The sequence below is a fragment of the Nonomuraea zeae genome (genome assembly GCF_005889725.1).
GTDB lineage: Bacteria > Actinomycetota > Actinomycetes > Streptosporangiales > Streptosporangiaceae > Nonomuraea > Nonomuraea zeae.
Map to the genome: position 1 here is coordinate 1 of NZ_VCKX01000284.1, position 15,499 is coordinate 15,499.

A 15,499-nucleotide genomic window follows, 5' to 3' on the forward strand; every position below is an offset into this window, starting at 1 on the left:
AGGTGTGTATAAGAGACGACCCCAAGCCGCTTCGCACGAAGCCGCCGCGCCTGAAGCCACCTGACCCGCCCAAGCCGTCTCTCCTGGAGCCGCCTCATCTGACGCCGCTCGATCCGACCCAGCTCAGCCCGCCTCCGACGCATAGCCGCCGGCGCGCCGAACCACCCCCAGCATTCCCCCCATTGGAGGTCATTTCGCCATGGGAATCGCCGTATGGGCGCTCATCGCTTACATCGCCATCATCGTCGTCTGGAACGGCGTGCTGAAACGCAACATCGGTGAGGCGATGCTCATCGGTTTCGCCGGAGTGTGCCTCTTCGGGGGCGCCGACTTCCTGAGCCTCGCCTGGGCGGGCATCGCCGACGCGCTGGCCGAGGAGGTCGTGTTCGCCGCGCTGGCCTTCGTGTTCATGGGCTACCTGCTCACCAAGCTGGGTCTGATCCAGGAGCAGGTCACCGTGCTCAACTCGGTCTTCGGCCGGTTGCGCGGCGGCGCCGGGTACGTCTCGACCTCCGCGGCGGCCCTGCTCGGCGGCCCCGCCGGGTCGGGGTCGGGCATCGCCGCCTCCGTCGGCTCGGTGACCATCCCCTGGATGACCCGCTCCAACTGGCGGCCCGACCTGGCCGCCTCGCTGGTGGCGGGCAACGCCGGGCTCGGCATCTCGATCCCGCCGAGCTCGTCGATGTTCCTGCTGCTCGGCTCCGCCGCGGTGGCGCCCGTACTGACCGCCGACCAGCTCTTCGTGCCCGCGCTCGTCGGCGGGCTGTGGACGGTGGCCTACCGGTTCGTGGTGGTGTTCGTGTGGGTGCGCCGGCACAACATCGCGGCCACCGACGCCGCCGACATCCTCCCGCTGCGCGCCGCCCTGCGCGCCGGGTGGACCTCGCTCCTGGTGTACGCGGGCATCCTGATCCCGGTCCTGATGACTCTCGACTTCGGCGTGAAACTGATGGAGTCGCGCGTCGGGGAGGCGGCCGACGACGTCAGCATCGTCGTCTGGATCCCGGTGCTCACGGTGCTGGCCACGTTCGCGGTGGCCTGGAAGCGGCTGCCCCGCACCGGGCGGGCCTGGAACGAGCTGCTCGGCGAGATGGCCCCCAGGTACGCGGTGATCGGCGCGACCCTGTTCTTCGCCTTCGCCGCCGCCGCCAGCCTGGGCGAGCTGGGTCTCGTCGACCAGCTCACCTCGATCATGCAGGCGCTGGACGCCCCGGCCGTCGTCATCGCGTCCCTGGTCGGCCTGCTCCTCGTCATCATCGCCGCGCCGCTGACCGGCACCGCCACCATCGCCGCGGTCGGCGGCGTGGCCTTCAGCGCGCTGACCGCGGCCGGGGTCGCCCCCGCCGCCGCGGCCACCGCGATCATGATCTTCGCCTCGACCGAGGGCGCGTCACCGCCCGGCGCGGCCCCGATCTACATCGCCAGCGGCATCGCCCAGGTGGACCCGGCCAGGACGTTCGGGCGGCTGATCATCTGGTTCGTCATCCCGACCCTGGTCATCGGCGTGCTGGTGGCGACCGGCCTGCTGCCGATCTGAGAGGAAGCCCATCATGAACACCGTCAAAAGCCTCATCATGGCGCTCTTCAAGGCCGGCGTCGTGCTGTTCCTCGCCCTCGGCGTCGTCGTCGTGCTGGCCCAGGCCGTCGGCCTCGTCACCGGGAACCCCGGCCTGGTCTCCGGCGCCGTGTCCATGCTCGGCATGGCGATGACCGTGGCGGCGGGGGTGACGGGGCTGCTCGGCTTCCTGATGTCGTACCTGTTCCACTGGCAGACCGGCGAGGACTGACCCCGCCTACGCCGAGGGGATCCAGCGGGCCGAGAGCTCCTCGTCCACGAGCGGCGGCCCCGGCAGATCGCGGTGGGCGGGCGGCACGCGCAGCCCGTCCATCGCCAGCGCGAGGAAGCGGTGGCGCAGCTGCGCGGTCCGCTCCTCGCCGCCCACCTTGATCGAGGCGAGCTGCTCGAACAGCAGCGCGATGTCCGCCACCGTCACGTCCGGCCGCAGCACGCCCGCCTCGACCGCCCGCCGGTGCGCCTCCGCGGCCAGGACCGCGGACCTGGCCGCCTCCTGGTGCAGCTCCTCCGTCGGATGGAACGTGCCCGCCAGTTTGATCGTCAAGGAGTTCGTGTCGGCGTCCACGATGCCGCGCAGGTAGCCGGCGAACGCCTCCCAGGGATCCCCGTCGTCGGCCAGCGCTCGCTCGGTGACCTCGATGTAGAGCCTGAGCCCGTCGCCGCAGAGCTTCTGCAGAAGGGCTTCCTTGCTGGGGTAACGGCGATAGAGTGCGCTGATCCCGACGCCCGCCTTCTCGGCCACGGCCGCGATGGGGGCGCCCGGGTCGGCGGTGAAGACCGCCCGGGCCGCCTGGAGGATCAGCTCGTCGTTACGTGCGGCCTGTGCCTTGCGGCCGCTCATGGGTGCGCTGGTCATACCTCCACTATATGGGAACGTATAATTCCGTTCTACTAAGTCGGTGAATCGGCGATCATCCGGCATGATCATCGGCATGAAAAAGACGATCATGACCACCCTCGTGGTCTGCGGCGCGCTGCTGGTGGGCTCCGTCCCCGCGCAGGCCGCCGCCCCCAAGGATCCCGTACGCGCCCTGAAGGGCAAGCTCACCGCCGGCCACGGTGTGCGGTTCACCGAGACCAGCGTCATCTCGGGTGGCGGCAAGGCCAAGCTGCAGAGCCGCAAGGGGACCTTCCAGTTCAACGCCAAGGGCATCGCGGCCTCCGACATCACCACCACCGCGGCCGACTCCGGGCGCGAGCGGACCATCAGCGTCGGCAAGGTCAGCTACACCTCGGGCGACATCTGGGAGGGCCGCCTCGAGCCGGGCAAGAGCTGGATGAAGACCGGCAACCTGCCGGGCGGCTCCGGCGGCTTCTACGGGCAGGTGATCAATCCCGCGGAGCCGAAGACCCTGGCCGCGCTGATCAAGAAGGGCAGGCTGACCGGGAGCGCCATCACCGGGAAGATCACTTTCAAGGAGCTGGCGAAGGTGTCGCCCTGGTTCGACGCCTCCGTCCCGCTGCGCATCCACAAGGACACCAAGATCACCTACGCTCTCACGCTCACCTCGGCCGGGCTCGTGAGCCGGGTGAAGAGCTCGTACGCGGCGATCGGCGTGTTAGGCAAGAGCGACCTCGCGGGCAAGACCATGACGATCGACAGCCGCTTCACCGGGTGGGGCGCCAAGGTGTCGATCAAGGCGCCGGACCCCGAGACGGTGGCCAGCGGCACGGACTGACTGACCGGGTTCGCCTCCCGCCGGCGGAGTCCGGGCGGGGGTCATGAGCGCCTGATCGGTCACAGGTGAATGATGATCGCCCAGCATAAGTCAGCATGTCTATACAAATAGATCGCATTGGGGTACAACCGGGGGCGAGCCCGTTGGTCATGGAGGTGTCCTGTGAGACGTACCCCGATCGTGCTGGCCCTGCTGGGCGCACTCGCCATAACCGGCTGCTCCTCCTCGGGAGGACAGAACGCGCAGAGTGTCCAGCCGAGCTCCGCCGCCGCTCCCGCGAGCGGCGGCGGCGCAGGTTTCGCCGTGATCACCCATGGAGCGCCCGGCGACTCCTTCTGGGACGTGGTCAAGAACGGCGCGGAGGCCGCCGGCAAGCAGTACGGCGTGAAGGTGACCTATCAAGGGGACGGAGATCCGGCCAAGCAGTCCCAGCTCATCGACCAGGCCGTCTCCACGAAGGTGGACGGCATCGTGGTCTCGATGGCCAACCCGGACGCGCTGAAGGAGGCCATCGGCAAGGCCGTCGCGGCGAAGATCCCGGTGGTGACGATCAACTCGGGGGCCGACTCCTCCAAGGCGTTCGGCGCCATCACGCACGTCGGCCAGTCGGAGGACGTGGCCGGGCGCGGCGCGGGCGAGCAGCTCAAGGCCGCCGGCGTCACCAAGCTGCTGTGCGTCATCCACGAGGCCGGCAACGTGGGTCTCGACCAGCGCTGCAAGGGCGCGGAGGAGACGCTGGGCGGCACGGTCGAGCGGCTGCAGGTGGACGTGAGCAACCTGGCCGACGTCACCTCCAAGGTCACCGCAAAGCTCCAGTCGGACAAGCAGGTCAACGGGGTGCTCGCGCTGAACCCGGCGATCGCCGTGGCCGCCAGGGACGCGATCAAGGACTCGGGGTCGCAGGCCAAGCTGGGCACGTTCGACCTGTCGGGCGACGTGGTGACCGCCATCAAGGACGGCGAGATCCTGTTCGCCGTGGACCAGCAGCAGTACCTGCAGGGCTACCTGCCGATCACGTTCCTCAACCTCTACAAGGCCAACCTCAACACCGTCGGCGGCGGCCTGCCGGTCAACACCGGGCCCGGCTTCGTGACCAAGGACAACGCCGAGCAGGTGGCCAAGCTGGCCGAGGCGGGCACGAGATGACGGTGGCGGCCGACGAACGGCTCGCCCACGTCGGCCTGGCCCGCCGCCTGCTGATCAGGCCGGAGCTGGGTGCCGTGGTCGGGCTGGTCGTGGTGTTCGCGTTCTTCGCCTCGCAGTCGCCGGTGTTCAGGTCGCCGGAGGGCATCGCCAACTGGCTCGACCCCGCCGCCACGCTCGGCATCATGGCCGTGGCGGTGGCCCTGCTGATGATCGGCGGCGAGTTCGACCTGTCGGCCGGCGTGCTCACCGGCACCAGCGGGCTCATCCTCGTCACCCTGGCCACCCGGTTCGGGTTCGACGTCTGGCTCGCGATGCTCGCCGGGCTCGTCGTCGCGCTCGGCATCGGGTTCGCCAACGGGATGATCGTGACCAGGACCCGATTGCCGAGCTTCATCGTCACGCTCGGCACGTTCCTCATGCTGCAGGGCGTCAACCTCGGCGTCACCAAGGCCATCACCGGGACCGTGCAGGTCAGCGGGTTGCGCCGGGCCTCCGGGTTCGAGGGCGCGAGCGCGGTCTTCGCCGGCACGATCCAGATCGGCGGCACGTCGTTCCGGGTGGCGATCCTCTGGTGGATCCTGGTGACCGTGGTGGCCACCTGGGTGCTCATGCGCTCGAAGGCGGGCAACTGGATCTTCGCGGTGGGCGGCAACGAGCAGGCCGCCCGCGCGGTGGGCGTGCCCGCCGCGCGGACGAAGATCGCCCTGTTCATGACGACGGCCGTCGCCGCCTGGCTGGTGGGCTCGATCCTGGCGCTGCGCTACACCTCGGTGCAGGCCAACATCGGCATCGGGCAGGAGTTCATCTACATCATCGCCGCCGTGATCGGCGGCTGCCTGCTCACCGGCGGGTACGGCTCCGCCATCGGCGCCGCCATCGGCGCGGTGATCTTCGGCATGGCCGACAAGGGCATCGTGTTCCTGGGCTGGGACGCCGACTGGTTCAAGTTCTTCCTCGGCGCGATGCTGCTGCTGGCCACGCTGGCCAACCGCCTGGTCCGGCGGTACGCCGAGGAGGTGAAGCATTGATACTGGAGACCCGTGGCATCGGCAAGACGTTCGGCTCGGTGCTGGCGCTGCGCGACGTGTCGATGCAGGTGGAGGCCGGCCGGGTCACCTGCGTGCTGGGCGACAACGGCGCGGGCAAGTCCACGCTCATCAAGATCCTGGCCGGGGTGCACCAGCACGACGCGGGCTCGCTCCTGGTGGACGGCGCCGAGGTGCGCTTCGCCAGCCCCCGCGACGCGCTCGACCGGGGCATCGCCACCGTCTACCAGGATCTGGCGATGATCCCGCTCATGTCGGTCTGGCGGAACTTCTTCCTCGGCTCGGAGCCGCGCAAGGGCCTGGCCTTCGACGTGGGCAAGGCCAGGCGGGTGGCCCGCGAGGAGCTGCGGGCGATGGGCATCGACATCCGCGACGTGGACCAGCCGGTCGGCACGCTGTCCGGCGGCGAGCGGCAGTCGGTGGCCATCGCCAGGGCCGTCTACTTCGGAGCGCGCGTCCTCATCCTCGACGAGCCCACCTCGGCGCTGGGCGTCAAGCAGGCGGGAGTCGTGCTGCGCTACATCGCCAGGGCCCGTGACCGGGGGCTCGGGGTGGTCTTCATCACCCACAACCCGCATCACGCCTATCCGGTCGGCGACCGGTTCCTGCTGCTCAAGCGGGGTGCCAGCCTGGGCGAGTACGCCAAGGCCGACATCACGACCGAGGAGCTGACGACGCTCATGGCCGGCGGCGCCGAGCTGGAGGAGCTGTCGCACGAGCTGCAGCGGGAGTGAGCTTGGCGGGAATTTGACGGATAAGGGCGATCGGCCGGACCGGTGGGGCGGGCACGTACCTCTCAGGGGCACTTCTCGGTGCGCCACGCTGGAAGCCGGGGGATCATCGTGACCGCTGCGAACGGCAGGGCGCCGCGTACTGGATCTACTAAGTAAAGGCGCTCGGAGTGGAGCTGTGGCGCGGAAAGCCCCCGGGGCCGTTATTACGCCACCCGCCGCCTCAGGGCGGCGGGCACAGTCACCCGCCCCGCGCAGGGCGGCGTGCACAGGAACACCTCGGGGCGGCGGCCTTATGGTGCGGCAATACTTCGCACCCCCCTCCGAGGAGCTTCCATGACCGCTGTCGACTCCAGGACCATGCCGATCGGCGCGGCATTCGACCGGATGCCGTTCACCCGCAGGCACGTGCTCATCGCGCTCGCGCTGTTCATCGCGTTCGTCATCGAGTCGTGGGAGCAGCTCGCGCTGGTCTACGTGTCCGGGGACCTGGGCGCGCGGTTCGGGATCGACGAGGCGGGCGTCGGCGTGGTGCTGTCGGCGGTGGCGTTCGGCATGATCCCCGGCGTGCTGGTCTGGGGGCCGGTGGCCGACCACATCGGGCGGCGGCCGACGGCGTTCTGGTCGCTGCTGGCGTACGGGGTGGTCGCGTTCGCGTCGGCGTTCGCGCCGAACATGGCGGTGCTGGTGGCGCTGCGGGTCCTGTCCGGGCTGGCGCTGGCCGGCGTCTACACGATCACGTTCCCGCTCTTCCTTGAGCTGCTGCCGACCAAGTACCGGGGCCGGGCGGCGGTCTACCTGTCGATCGGGTGGCCGATCGGCATGCTGGCCGCGATCGGGGCGTCGGTGACGCTGGGCGATCTGGGCTGGCACGTGGTGGTGATCGCCAGCGCGGTGGCGGGGCTGTGGGCGTTCGCGATCAGGGCGTGGGTGCCGGAGTCGCCGTACTGGCTGGCGGCGCGCGGCCGGCAGGACGAGGCGCGGGCGGTGCTGCGCTCGCTGGGCAGCCCGGACGCCGAGGCCACGTTCACGGTGGCGAGCACGCGGGTGGGGCGTCCGCTCGACCTGTTCCGCGGGCGGCTGGCCCTGGTCACCGTCCTCATGCTGGTGCTGAACTTCGTCTTCAACTGGGGCTACTGGGGGCTGCAGACGTGGCTGCCCACGCTGCTGCAGCAGCGGGGCCTGACACTGTCGGCCTCGCTCGGCTTCGCGGCGCTGAGCGCGCTGATGATGATCCCCGGGTACGTGAGCGCGTCCCTGCTCACCGGCCGCTTCGGGCGCAAGAAGGTGTTCCTGGTCTACGTGCTGGCGGCGGTGCTCGGCGGGATCTGGTTCGCCACGGCCGACTCGATGACCGGCCTGTACCTGGGCAACTTCGTGCTGGCGTTCTTCAGCCTCGGCGCGTGGGGCGTCTGGAACACCTGGAACGGCGAGTTCTATCCCACCGCCCTGCGCGGCACCGGCTATTCGTGGGCGACGGCCGCGCAGCTCGTGGCCACGACGGCGGCGCCGTCGGCGGTGGGCGCGCTGCTGGCGAACGCGACGGGCTTCACCGCGACCATGCTGATCATCAATGCGTTCATGGTGGCCACGGCGCTGCTGGCCGTGCCCCTGCCGGAGACGGAAGGACGCGAGCTGGATTGATTCTGGGCGTCGCTCTCGGACGGCACGCGCCGGTGGTGGTGGCGGTCAGCGACGGCGTTCCCGAGTCGCCGGTGGCCAGGGCCGCGGCCCATACCGCGGCGCGCGCCTGCGTGGCGGTGGACCTGGGCGGGGCGCGCACGGCCGCGGTGGCGGTCATCCGGGTGGGCGGGCCGTGCCCCGAGGTGCTCAGGCCGCTGGTCGGGCGGCCGGCCAGCGCCGGGGTGGCGACGATCGTACGGGGCGGGCACAGCCTGACGGGCCGGCCGCTCGCGCCGCTGGACACCGAGGCGGTGCGGCGCTTCGCCGGGTCCTGCGGCCTGCTGGACTTCGCGGTGACGGCCACGGGGTCGCCGATGCTGGCCGATCACGAGCTGGCGGTGGCGGAGATCGTCGCGGCCGAGGTGCCGGGGGCGCGGATCACGCTGTCGTACGAGTTCGGGCGGCCGGGGCTGCGGGAGCGGGAGGAGGACGCGATCCGCAACGCGGCGCTCGGCCCCGAGGCGGGGCGGATCGCCGACGAGGCGGCCAGGGAGCTGCCGGGGGTGCCGGTGTATTTCGCCAGGTCTGAGAGCGGGCTGGTGTCCGCGCAGTATTTCCGGCGCTATCCGCTGACCTGCGACGCGGGCCGGACGGCGAGCCTGGCCAGGGGCCGGGCGGCGCTGGACGCCGGTTTCGGCAGGCGGGCGGGCTCCGATGCGGGGCCGGGCTCCGGCGGGGAGGAGGTCTCCGATGAGGTGGCGGCTGCCTTCGGGGCGGCGCTCGGGCGGCCGGAGGCGCAGGTGGAGCGGATCGTGCAGGCCCGGGGACGGGCCGAGCTGGACCGGGTGCTCCAGGACGTCAGGGACGAGGTGCTCACGAGGGTGGTCAGCGCGGGTGCCGCGCCCGGTTCGGCCAGGATCGCGGAGACCACGGTTAACCCGCTGTCGTACCTGCCCGACGGGCTCTACCGGGTGCGCGTGACGGCGCAGGGAGCGGTGCCGTGAGCCGGGTCATCGACGCCGCCGGGCTCGGCCGGCTCTCGGCGGGCTCGCGGTTGTTCGCCACCGGGGCGGCGGAGTCGTCGTACAGCCTGGCCTACGCGTGGGCGGGCTCGGTGCTCGGCGACGGCGTGACGCTGGTGGCGGCCGAGGAGCTGGACGCGGGCACCCTGTGCATGGCGATCACCCTCGTCGGCTCGACCACCGCGCTGGGGGAGCAGTTGCCGCGAGGGGACGAGCCGGTGCGGGCCGTGCGGGCTCTGGAGCGCCGGCTGGGGGAGCGGGCCGGGGCCGTGGTGGCGCTGAACCTGGCGGCCGAGAACGCGCTGATCCCGCTGGTCGCGGCGGCCGGGCTGGGGGTGCCGCTGGTGGACGGCGACGGGTCGGGGCGGGTGTTCCCGCTGGTCGAGCAGACGACGTACACGCTGGGTAGGGTGCAGGCGGCCCCGCTGGCGCTGGCGGGCGCGTCGGGGGAGGTGGTGGTGCTGGAGACGGCGGCCGACCGGGTGGAGGAGCTGGTACGGCCGGTGGTGCTGTCGGTCGGCGGGTGGGCGGTGGCGGCGTGCTATCCGATGGCGGCCGGCGACCTGGCCAGGGTGCTGGTGCCGGGCACGGTGAGCCTGCTGCTGCGGGCCGGCGAGCCGGGCGTGCCGAGGTCGGTGGCGGCCCCGTACGGTGTGCGGACCCTGTGCAAGGGGCAGATCCTGGCCGTGGAGGGGAGCACCGGGCACGGCGCCGACCTGGCCCTGCCGTCGCTGCCGTCGAGCATCGTGGTGCAGGAGTCCGCCGGGCTGCGGCGGCTGGTCCGGCTGGAGGCGCACAACGAGATCGTGCTGGCCCTGGCCGACGGCGCGCCGGTGGCGATGGCGCCGGACCAGATCTGCATGATCGCGACAGCGGACGGGATGGTCGTGGACGTCGACAAGGCGGAGCCGGGTGTCGAGGTGGAGATCATGGTGGTGCAGGCCGCGCCGGTGTGGCACACGGACAAGGGTCGGGCATTGGGCGGTTTGAGCGCGTTCGGGATCCCGCTGTGAGCGCGGGGGTGCGGTCGCCGGGATGGGAGGCGCCGGTCACCGTGGCCGAGCTGGTCAACGCGGGGCCGCTGGCCGGGGCCAGGATGTACGGCAGCGGTGAGAAGCCGGTGCGCCAGGTGCGGATCGTCGACGAGCTGTCGGTGTTCGGGACGGTGACGCCGCACACCGCGGTGGTGCTGATCGGGACGGCGGCCAGTGGCGGGTGGGCGGTCGAGATGGCCATGCGCCGGGCCTGGGAGCAGGCGGCGGCGTGCGTGATCGCGCCGTCGGGCGGGCTGAGCGAGGGCTCGGGCGAGGTGCTGGCCGAGCGGCTCGGCGTCACGTTGATCTTCGTGGACGAGGATCCGCTGATCATCGCGGTCCGGGTCGCCTCGGTCGCCTCGCGTCCGGACGCCGCCCGTACGCAGCTCGTCGCCCGCTGCGCGACCCGGCTGGCCGAGGCGGGCACGTCGCCGCGCCGGGTGCTGGGGGTGCTGAACGCCGAGCTGCCGGGCACGTCGGTGGCGTTCATCGACCGGTACGGCCGTCATCTGGCCGGCCGCCAGAGCGTCATCGGCCGCCTGCCAGGCGAGCCCGGCGCCGACGACTCCTCTTCGCCGCCGTCGTCCGGCACCACCGGATCGGCGGCCGGGAGCCCGGGATCACCGGCCGGTCGCACGGGATCACCGGCGGGGAGCACGGGATCGGCGGCTGGTGCTGCTGGGCTGCCGGTCCAGGGTGGTGCGCGGGTGGTGGGGGCGCGGTGGTCGGCGGAGGTGGAGGTGCCCGATCGCGACGGCGCGCCGCTGGGGGTGCTGGTGGCCGGGGGCTCGTCGCGTTCCCCGGGGTGGCCGTCCGTGGTCCGTACCGTGCTGGAGCTCGCGGTGGCGCCGCTGACCGCCTGGGCCGCGCAGGAGCGCCTGCGGGCCTCCCGGGACTTCGCCATGCAGGCGGCCCTCGCCGAGCGCCTGCTCGCGGACGCCGAGGCCGCGGGCGCGACCTCCACCGCGAAGTCGGCCGAGCCCTCAGCCGCACCCTCAGCCGCACCCTCAGCCGCACCGTCAGCCCGGCCCTCGGCCGCACCTTCCGGCCGGACACCGGCCGCCGCCCGGGCCTCGGCCGTGTCCTCGGCCCGGCCCTCCGCCCGCTCTTTCTCCCGGCCCTCCGCCGGGGCCTCGGCCGTGAGCTCGGCTCTGACCTCGGCCGTGACCTCGGCTCAGGTCCGGGCCGCGGCCTCGGCGGCGGCGGAGCTGGACGAGGAGGGCGGCCCGGCGACGATCGCGATCGCGCTGGGCTGGCCCGTGGCGGGCGAGCTCACCGGCTACCACGTGCGGCCGCTGCTGGAGGTGGACGACACCCCGCTGGCCCAGGCGCTGATCACGGCCGCCGTCGGCGAGGTGCCGGTGCTGCCCAGGGGCGAGGGCTGGGCGGGCTGGTCGGCGCTGGACCCCGGCAAGCTGGCCCAGCGGCTGGAGCACTGCCTGGAGATGCTGCCGTGGCCGTGCGCGGCCGGGGTCGGCGCGCCGGTGGACGGCCTGGCCGCGGCGGGGGAGTCGCTGCTCGGCGCGGAGGCGGCGGCGTTCGTGGCCGGAGCCGGCACGGTGGCCCGCGCCGACCGGATGGGCCCGGCCGAGCTGCTCGGAGCCCTGCCCGCGGGCGTGCTGCGCGCTCCCGCGGCGGTGGTGCTGCGGCCGTTGCTGGAGATCGACAAGGACGGGACGCTGCTGGAGACGCTGGCGGCGGTGCTGGACGAGGGCGGGGCGCTGAAGGCGGCCGACCGGCTCGGCGTGCACCGCAACACCGTCACCACGCGCCTGGACCGCATCAAGTCCGTGGGCTTCGACCTGGACGACGCCGCGACCCGGCTGGCCCTGCAACTGGCCTGCCACGTGATGTTGCGCTGAGCTCGTCCGTGTCATGCTCGTACCACGCGGAAGGAGGTGCGCCCGTTGCCCGCCCCCCAGGACGGTCCGGCCGTACGAGGAGAGAGCAGACTGCTGGCGGTGAGCGACCTGCACGTCGCCTACCCCGAGAACCGAGCCATCGTGCAGGAGCTGAAACCGGCCGCCCCCGGCGACTGGTTGCTGATCGCCGGCGACGTGGCCGAACGCATGGCCGACATCACCTGGGCGCTGCGCCTGCTGGCCGCCCGCTTCGAACGCGTCGTCTGGGTCCCGGGCAACCACGAGCTGTGGAGCCCGCACGGCGACGAGCCGGACCTGCGCGGGGTCGCCCGCTACGAGCACCTGGTGGGCGTGTGCCGGGACCTGGGGATCCTCACCCCGGAAGACGGCTATCCCGTGTGGGAGGGCGCGGGCGGGCCCGTCAGGATCGTGCCGCTGTTCCTCCTCTACGACTACACGTTCCTGCCGCCCGGCCACCGCACCAAGGACAGCGCACTCGCCTACGCCCACAGCACCGGCGTGGTCTGCACCGACGAATACCTGCTGCACCCCGCCCCCTTCCCGAGCCGGGAGGCGTGGTGCCGGGCCCGGGTGGAGACGACCGAGCGGCGGCTGGCGGAGCTGGACGACGACATGCCGGTGGTCTTCCTGAACCACTACCCCCTCGTACGCGAGCCGACCGACATCCTGCGCTATCCCGAGTTCGCCCAGTGGTGCGGCACGACGGCCACCAGGGACTGGCACCGGCGTCACCGGACGGCGGCGATGATCTACGGGCACCTGCACATCCCGCGCGTCACCTGGTACGACGGCGTCCGCTTCGAGGAGGTGTCGCTCGGCTATCCCCGGGAGTGGCGCCCGCGGCCGGGCCGGCGCCGCCTGCTGCGGGACGTACTGGTCGAGGGCGAGGGCGAGGGCGGGCACACCGCGGCGTCCTCGTAACTTTTTGTCGCCGCGTCCATGAGCGCCGGTCGCGGGGCTCCGCGGGGGTCCCAAGTCGGCTCCAAGCCACAGACAAGAGCGGTCCTTCACTGTTCTCAACGTGACCGGATATTTCAGGAACAGGTTGACGAAGATCGCCGCGATCGCGGCGGCCGTCGTGGCGGTCGCCTTGCCCGCCGCGCCCGCGGCGGCAGACGACGCGCCCGACCAGCGGCCCGACGTGCCCGTGGGCACCTGGCTGGCGGCGCGCACCCAGCCCGCGGTCCAGCTGACCAGCTTCACCTACACCGGCACGGTCGCCGTTCCGACCAGCACGATCAACCAGAGCGCGTTCAACGCGCTCAGCGAGCAGGCCGTCGTCGCCGTGCAGGCCGGCAAGATCTCGTCGGACGAGCGCAGCATCGCCAAGTGGCTGTTCCAGCGGATCGCGGCCGACGTCGACACCTACCTCGCCGAGACCACCCCGGAACGCACGGTCGACGCCGAGGTCGGCGGGCTGTGCACCGGCTGGTGGGTCACTCCCGACGGGTACATGGTCACCGGAGCCCACTGCGTCCAGGTCGGTGAGACCGAGCTCAGCCAGCTCTTCGCGAAGCAGGCGCTGGCGAAGTTCAACGAGCAGGACGCCAAGGAGATCATCTCCGGCCTGCAGGGCATCGAGGCCGACGAGGAGATGGTCAAGCTCGCGCAGCAGATCTACATCACGTTCAACACCAACCACATGAAGATCCGCGGCCTGAAGCAGAGCCTGTCGGTGCTGCAGAGCCTGCCGGGCGGCGGCGTGGACAAGACCGCCAAGGCGGTCCCGGCCGAGCTGGTGTCGGTGGGCGAGAGCTACCCGGGCAAGGACTTCGCGCTGCTCAAGGTGAACGGCCAGCAGAACCTGCCGACCGTCCCGCTCGGCGACGACGCCGACGTGCGCACCGGCGACACCCTGTACATCAGCGGCTTTCCCGGGCTGGTCACCAACACCCCGTTCTTCAGCCTGGAGTCCAAGCTGGAGCCGGCGCTGACCGAGGGGCCGTACAACGCCAAGCGCACCACCCAGACCGGCGTGCCGTACATCCAGACCCAGGCGCCGTCCTACCACGGCAACTCCGGCGGCCCGGTGTTCAGCAAGGAGGGCAAGGTCGTCGGCATGCTGATCGCGGGCACGGTGAGCGAGGGCGGTGAGGCGTCGGAGAGCGAGAGCTTCGTGCTGCCGGTCAGCATCGTCAAGGAGAAGCTCGGCGAGAAGAACGTCAAGCCCGCCCAGGCGGTGACCGCGATCCGGTACAACGAGGCGCTCAACGACTACTTCCGCAACTACTTCGAGGACGCGCTGCCGAAGTTCCGCGAGGTGCAGGCGCTGTTCCCGAACCACCCGTACGTGGCCAAGTACATCAGCGACACCCAGGCGGCGATCTCGGCGGGCAAGGACGAGTCGCCCCGGCCGATCCTGATGTGGGTGCTGATCGGGGCCGGCGTGCTGGTCGTGATCGTGCTCGCCCTGGTCCTGGTGAAGGTCCTCGGTCGCCGGCGCCGCCGCTCCCGCTCCGGCCCGCCCTACGGCGGCCCGGGATCACCTCCGGGCCATGCCCCGTACGGTGCGGTCACGCCCCCGTGGCAGCAGCACCGGCTCCCGGCGGGCCAGGTCCCGGTACCGCCCCCGGCCCTGCCGGCTCACGGCGGCGCTCCCGTCCGCAACGGCGCCGGTGACGGCTACAGCCCAGGCGGGTACGGGCAAGGCGGTTATGGCCACGATGGATACGCCCACGGCGGTCATGGGCAGGATGGATACGCCCAAGGCGGCTACGGCCAGGACGGCTACGGCCGAGGCGGCTACGGTCAGGACGGGCACGCCCAAGGCGGCTACGGTCAGGACGGGCACGCCCAAGGCGGCTACGGGCAGGACGGCTACGGCCGAGGCGGTTACGGCCAGGAGGGTTACGGTCAGGACGGGTACGGCTCCGGGCCGCACGCCGGCGGTGACGGTGGCGGCTATGGTCACCACGCCCCGCCCGCGCAGGGTCAGGACGGCCGGATGTACTACGGCGACCAGACGCGCGACGTCCGTTACGGCCAGTTCGCGCCCCCGCCGGACGGCCACTCCTGAGCGCTCCCCGGTGTCATCGATCGAGGACATCCGGGCACCGTGAATCTCCGCCGCGCCATGATTGCAAACAGTTCTTCGCGAAGAACCCTTTGCGAAGAACTGTTTGCGGTCTAGTCTCGGAGGCATGACGCCCCCACCCGACGAGAGCGTGATCGTCCTCGACGCCAAGGGCCTGCGCGCCCTGGCCCACCCCGTGCGGGTGCAGCTCGTGGACCTGCTGCGCAAGCACGGCCCGTCCACCGCCACCCGCCTGGCCGAGCGCCTCGGGGTGAACTCCGGCACCGCCAGCTACCACCTGCGCAGGCTCGGCGCCGCCGGTTTCGTCGAGGAGGACACCGAGCGCGGCAACGCGCGGGAGCGCTGGTGGCGTTCGGTCCACCGCGTCACCCGCCTCAACGACGTCGACCTCGCGGACCGCGAGCCGGAGGCGGTCCTGGCGTACCTGCAGTCCATCGCCGCCCTGTACAACCTGCGCATCCAGCAGGGGCTGAACGAGCTGCACACGACCCCGCGGGAATGGCGGCACGTGTTCGACCTCAGCTCCCGGACGCTGCGGCTCACGCTGGAGGAGGCGGGGCGGCTGAGGGAGGAGCTGGGCGCGGTCCTCGACCGCTACCGGGACGACGTGCCCGCCCAGGAGGCACCCGACGACGCGGTGCGGGTCTACCTGATGACCGAGGTGATACCGGAGTTCGGGGAGCCGGAGCCCGAGGGGCGGGCGGAGCGGTGACGGCCCGGCCGGC

At 71.9% G+C, this 15,499-nt stretch carries 14 protein-coding genes; 13 read left to right on the top strand and 1 reads right to left on the bottom strand.

What is annotated here, in order from left to right:
• The first annotated feature begins 199 nt into the window (after positions 1 to 199).
• Positions 200 to 1,537 carry a TRAP transporter large permease subunit gene (locus ETD85_RS50045; RefSeq protein ID WP_138696914.1) on the top strand — a complete coding sequence of 446 codons (1,338 nt, stop codon included), beginning with the start codon at positions 200 to 202 and terminating at the stop codon, positions 1,535 to 1,537.
• 13 nt (positions 1,538 to 1,550) lie between these two features.
• Positions 1,551 to 1,787, top strand: coding sequence for a hypothetical protein (locus ETD85_RS50050; protein ID WP_138696915.1), 237 nt, complete (start codon positions 1,551 to 1,553; stop codon positions 1,785 to 1,787).
• A gap of 6 nt (positions 1,788 to 1,793) precedes the next feature.
• On the opposite strand, the gene ETD85_RS50055 is transcribed toward ETD85_RS50050, so the two are convergent.
• On the bottom strand, positions 1,794 to 2,432 hold the full coding sequence (locus ETD85_RS50055) for a TetR/AcrR family transcriptional regulator (RefSeq protein ID WP_240779953.1): 639 nt from the start codon (positions 2,430 to 2,432) through the stop codon (positions 1,794 to 1,796).
• 76 nt (positions 2,433 to 2,508) lie between these two features.
• Between ETD85_RS50055 and ETD85_RS50060 the strand changes: the two genes are divergently transcribed.
• From ETD85_RS50060 to ETD85_RS50115, 11 genes are all read left to right on the top strand, one after another.
• Positions 2,509 to 3,255: a hypothetical protein gene (locus ETD85_RS50060; protein WP_138696916.1), complete on the top strand. Its 747-nt coding sequence runs from the start codon at positions 2,509 to 2,511 to the stop codon at positions 3,253 to 3,255.
• A gap of 162 nt (positions 3,256 to 3,417) precedes the next feature.
• Positions 3,418 to 4,401 carry a sugar ABC transporter substrate-binding protein gene (locus ETD85_RS50065; protein ID WP_138696917.1) on the top strand — a complete coding sequence of 328 codons (984 nt, stop codon included), beginning with the start codon at positions 3,418 to 3,420 and terminating at the stop codon, positions 4,399 to 4,401.
• Positions 4,398 to 5,429, top strand: coding sequence for an ABC transporter permease (locus ETD85_RS50070; RefSeq protein WP_138696918.1), 1,032 nt, complete (start codon positions 4,398 to 4,400; stop codon positions 5,427 to 5,429). The genes ETD85_RS50065 and ETD85_RS50070 overlap by 4 nt, the downstream gene beginning before the upstream one ends.
• Positions 5,426 to 6,181, top strand: a complete 756-nt coding sequence (locus tag ETD85_RS50075) for an ATP-binding cassette domain-containing protein (RefSeq protein WP_138696919.1) — start codon at positions 5,426 to 5,428, stop codon at positions 6,179 to 6,181. Before ETD85_RS50070 ends, ETD85_RS50075 begins: the two co-directional genes overlap by 4 nt.
• 333 nt (positions 6,182 to 6,514) lie before the next feature.
• On the top strand, positions 6,515 to 7,822 hold the full coding sequence (locus ETD85_RS50080) for an MFS transporter (RefSeq protein WP_138696920.1): 1,308 nt from the start codon (positions 6,515 to 6,517) through the stop codon (positions 7,820 to 7,822).
• On the top strand, positions 7,819 to 8,805 hold the full coding sequence (locus ETD85_RS50085) for a hypothetical protein (RefSeq protein ID WP_138696921.1): 987 nt from the start codon (positions 7,819 to 7,821) through the stop codon (positions 8,803 to 8,805). The genes ETD85_RS50080 and ETD85_RS50085 overlap by 4 nt, the downstream gene beginning before the upstream one ends.
• Entirely contained in the window at positions 8,802 to 9,836 is a 1,035-nt protein-coding gene (locus ETD85_RS50090) for a DUF917 domain-containing protein (RefSeq protein WP_138696922.1), read from the top strand. Before ETD85_RS50085 ends, ETD85_RS50090 begins: the two co-directional genes overlap by 4 nt.
• Positions 9,833 to 11,719, top strand: a complete 1,887-nt coding sequence (locus ETD85_RS50095) for a PucR family transcriptional regulator (protein ID WP_138696923.1) — start codon at positions 9,833 to 9,835, stop codon at positions 11,717 to 11,719. The genes ETD85_RS50090 and ETD85_RS50095 overlap by 4 nt, the downstream gene beginning before the upstream one ends.
• Positions 11,720 to 11,764: 45 nt before the next feature.
• The gene (locus ETD85_RS50100) at positions 11,765 to 12,661 is read left to right on the top strand and encodes a metallophosphoesterase family protein (RefSeq protein ID WP_206059378.1); all 897 of its coding nucleotides are present in this window, start codon (positions 11,765 to 11,767) and stop codon (positions 12,659 to 12,661) included.
• Positions 12,662 to 12,761: 100 nt separating this feature from the next.
• The gene (locus ETD85_RS50105) at positions 12,762 to 14,756 is read left to right on the top strand and encodes a S1 family peptidase (RefSeq protein WP_240779954.1); all 1,995 of its coding nucleotides are present in this window, start codon (positions 12,762 to 12,764) and stop codon (positions 14,754 to 14,756) included.
• A 124-nt stretch (positions 14,757 to 14,880) separates the two neighbouring features.
• A complete protein-coding gene (locus tag ETD85_RS50115; protein WP_138696924.1) occupies positions 14,881 to 15,486 on the top strand; it encodes an ArsR/SmtB family transcription factor in 606 nt (201 codons plus the stop codon).
• Positions 15,487 to 15,499 lie beyond the last annotated feature (13 nt).